Source organism: Tabrizicola oligotrophica (assembly GCF_011008935.1).
GTDB classification, from domain to species: Bacteria; Pseudomonadota; Alphaproteobacteria; order Rhodobacterales; family Rhodobacteraceae; genus Tabrizicola_A; species Tabrizicola_A oligotrophica.
In genome coordinates this window covers 1-2,337 of record NZ_JAAIVJ010000033.1, presented here as the reverse complement: position 1 = coordinate 2,337, position 2,337 = coordinate 1, and the positions used below count along the sequence as shown (strand labels likewise).

At 63.1% G+C, this 2,337-nt stretch carries 2 protein-coding genes; both read left to right on the top strand.

What is annotated here, in order from left to right:
* The first annotated feature begins 151 nt into the window (after nt 1–151).
* A complete protein-coding gene (istA, locus tag G4Z14_RS18670; protein ID WP_164628467.1) occupies nt 152–1,690 on the top strand; it encodes an IS21 family transposase in 1,539 nt (512 codons plus the stop codon).
* 12 nt (nt 1,691–1,702) lie between these two features.
* On the top strand, nt 1,703–2,337 hold a 635-nt coding region (istB, locus tag G4Z14_RS18665), incomplete at its 3' end, for an IS21-like element helper ATPase IstB (RefSeq protein ID WP_164628465.1).

Genomic DNA, 2,337 nt, shown 5'->3' with positions numbered 1-2,337 from the left:
TGCGTGTTCCACGCGATGGTGGACAGTCAATCCATGGGATGATGGGCGCGGATTCCACGCGAAGGTGGGCAGTCTTTCCACGGGATCGTGGGCAGGTTTGACCGGCAATCAAACGGCATAGGCTCCCGCTGGTGAACAGCCAGGAGCGAGCATGCCCACTGAGAGATTGTCGATGCGCCGAATACGGGATTTGTTGCGTTTGAAGTATGAGCAAGGGCTGAGCGACCGGGCGGTTGCTAGGTCTCTTGGGCTTGGGAAGGGCACGGTCGGGAACTATCTGGCGCGTGCGCGCCATGCGGGTTTGTCCTGGCCTCTTCCGACGGATTTGGACGATGACAGCCTGGAGCTTCTGCTGTTTCCCAGCCCCACGATGGCCTCGCGGCTGGATCGGCCTGTGCCGGATTGGGCGGTGATGGACGTCGAATTGCGCCGACCCGGGGTGACGCGAGCACTGTTGTGGGAAGAGTATCGGGCAAGAGCGCCAGACGGGTTTGGCTATGCCTGGTTCTGCGAGCATTTCGACGGCTGGAAGGGCCGGGTGCGGCCAACGATGCGCCAGACGCATGTGGGTGGCGAGAAGGTCTTTGTCGACTTTGCCGGCGACACCATCGATGTGATTGACCCTGTCACCGGCGAGGCGCGTCCCATGAAGTTGTTCGTGGCGGCCATGGGGGCATCTAATTACACCTATGCCGAAGCGGTTGCCTCGGAGGGGCTGGAGGATTGGATCCTTGCCCATGTCCGAATGTTTGCCTTTCTGGGCGGCGTGCCGAAGGCCGTGGTGCCCGACAACCTGAAGTCGGCCGTGATCAAGGCCGATCGGTTTGATCCGGGGCTGAACCGGACCTATGCCGAGATGGCCGCGCATTACGGCACCGCTGTTCTGCCGGCGCGGCCGCGCAAACCCCGGGACAAGGCGAAGGTCGAGGTGGCCGTCCAAGTGGCGCAACGCTGGATTCTGGCACGGCTGCGGAACCATCGGTTCTTCTCTTTGACAGAGTTGAACGGGGCGATCCGGCGGCTGCTCTATGAGTTGAACATGCGCCTGATGCGTGGATATGGCGCCAGCCGCGCCGATCTGTTCGCCACGCTGGACAGGCCCAACCTGCGATCCCTGCCGCCTGAACCCTATGTCTTCGCCCGGTGGAAGCGCGCTCGCGTGGCACCGGATTACCACATCGAAGTCGACAGCTCCTGGTATTCCGTGCCCTTCGCCCTGATCAAACAAGAGGTCGATGTTCGCATAGCGGGGCAAACGGTCGAGATATTCCATCGCGGTCAGCGGGTTGCGAGCCATGTCCGCACCCCGGGTCGGCGCACTCATGTGACGGTGCCCGACCATATGCCCTCGGCCCATCGCAGGTTGGGAGAATGGACCCCGGCAAGAATGCTGGCGCAAGCGACGAAGACCGGCCCGGCCGTCGCCGCTTTCTGCGAGATGGTGATGGCCGACCGACCGCACCCCGAGCAGGGGTTCCGCACCTGTCTGGGCGTGCTGTCCCTGGTCAAGACCTATGGACCAGAGCGGGTCGATGCAGCCTGCCAGCGTGGCGTCACCATCGGCGCCCGCACAGTGACGTCCATCCGTTCGATCCTCAAGACCGGCCTCGACCGCGCCTTCCTAGAAGGCACCGAAGATGCCGCCCCCCTTCAGCACGCCAACATCCGTGGCGGCGGCTATTACCACTGAGAAAGGACCAAAATGCTGACCCATCCCACCCATGATAGATTGCTGGCCCTCGGCTTGACTGGCATTGCCAAGGCGCTCGAAGAACAACGCAGGTCAACCGCCTTCGACGATCTCTCCTTCGAAGAGCGTCTCGGCATCCTCGTCGACCGCGAGGCGGCCGAGCGTGACGGCAAGAAGCTGGCCTCGCGGCTGAAGTTCGCCGCCCTGCGCCAAGACGCCAGCGTCGAAGACCTGGACCTGCGCACGTCACGTGGCCTGGACCGCGGTGTCATGGCCCATCTTGCGGATGGTGCTTGGATTGCCAGGCATGAGAACCTGTTGATCACCGGACCGACCGGTTTGGGAAAGAGCTGGATTGCCTGCGCCCTTGGTCACAAATCGTGTCGGGATGGGCGCTCGGTCCTTTATCAGCGCGCCCCACGCATGTTCGAAGCCCTCGCACTTGCCCGCGGGGACGGACGCCACGAACGCATCCTCAAGACCATCGCCCGCATGGATGTGTTGATCATCGACGACTGGGGCCTCGCAGTCCTGACCGCCCCCGAGCGACGTGACCTCCTGGAAATCCTCGAAGATCGCCACGGCCGTGCTTCCACCATCGTCACCAGCCAACTGCCCGTCGAACATTGGCACGACGCCATCGGCGA